A 1,130-nucleotide genomic window follows, 5' to 3' on the forward strand; every position below is an offset into this window, starting at 1 on the left:
TCTCTTAGTCATGAAATCGAGTAGGACGGAGCACGAGAAACTTTGTCTGAATATGGGGGGACCATCCTCCAAGGCTAAATACTACTGACTGACCGATAGTGAACTAGTACCGTGAGGGAAAGGCGAAAAGAACCCCGGAGAGGGGAGTGAAATAGATCCTGAAACCGTATGCGTACAAGCAGTGGGAGCAGACTTTGTTCTGTGACTGCGTACCTTTTGTATAATGGGTCAGCGACTTATATTCAGTGGCGAGCTTAACCGAATAGGGGAGGCGTAGCGAAAGCGAGTCTTAATAGGGCGTTTAGTCGCTGGGTATAGACCCGAAACCGGGCGATCTATCCATGGGCAGGTTGAAGGTTAGGTAACACTGACTGGAGGACCGAACCGACTACCGTTGAAAAGTTAGCGGATGACCTGTGGATCGGAGTGAAAGGCTAATCAAGCTCGGAGATAGCTGGTTCTCCTCGAAAGCTATTTAGGTAGCGCCTCATGTATCACTGTAGGGGGTAGAGCACTGTTTCGGCTAGGGGGTCATCCCGACTTACCAAACCGATGCAAACTCCGAATACCTACAAGTGCCGAGCATGGGAGACACACGGCGGGTGCTAACGTCCGTCGTGAAAAGGGAAACAACCCAGACCGTCAGCTAAGGTCCCAAAGTTATGGTTAAGTGGGAAACGATGTGGGAAGGCTTAGACAGCTAGGAGGTTGGCTTAGAAGCAGCCACCCTTTAAAGAAAGCGTAATAGCTCACTAGTCGAGTCGGCCTGCGCGGAAGATGTAACGGGGCTCAAACCATACACCGAAGCTACGGGTATCATCTTAGGATGATGCGGTAGAGGAGCGTTCTGTAAGCCTGTGAAGGTGAGTTGAGAAGCTTGCTGGAGGTATCAGAAGTGCGAATGCTGACATGAGTAACGACAATGGGTGTGAAAAACACCCACGCCGAAAGACCAAGGTTTCCTGCGCAACGTTAATCGACGCAGGGTTAGTCGGTCCCTAAGGCGAGGCTGAAAAGCGTAGTCGATGGAAAACAGGTTAATATTCCTGTACTTCTGGTTATTGCGATGGAGGGACGGAGAAGGCTAGGCCAGCTTGGCGTTGGTTGTCCAAGTTTAAGGTGGTAGGCTG

General features: G+C 50.7%; 1 rRNA gene. It reads left to right on the forward strand.

The features are described from left to right. A 23S ribosomal RNA gene (locus ACM6IM_RS08605) occupies positions 1 to 1,130 on the forward strand; the annotation flags it as partial.

It is taken from the genome of Pseudomonas sp. IT-P12, from assembly GCF_949767465.1.
Lineage (GTDB): Bacteria > Pseudomonadota > Gammaproteobacteria > Pseudomonadales > Pseudomonadaceae > Aquipseudomonas.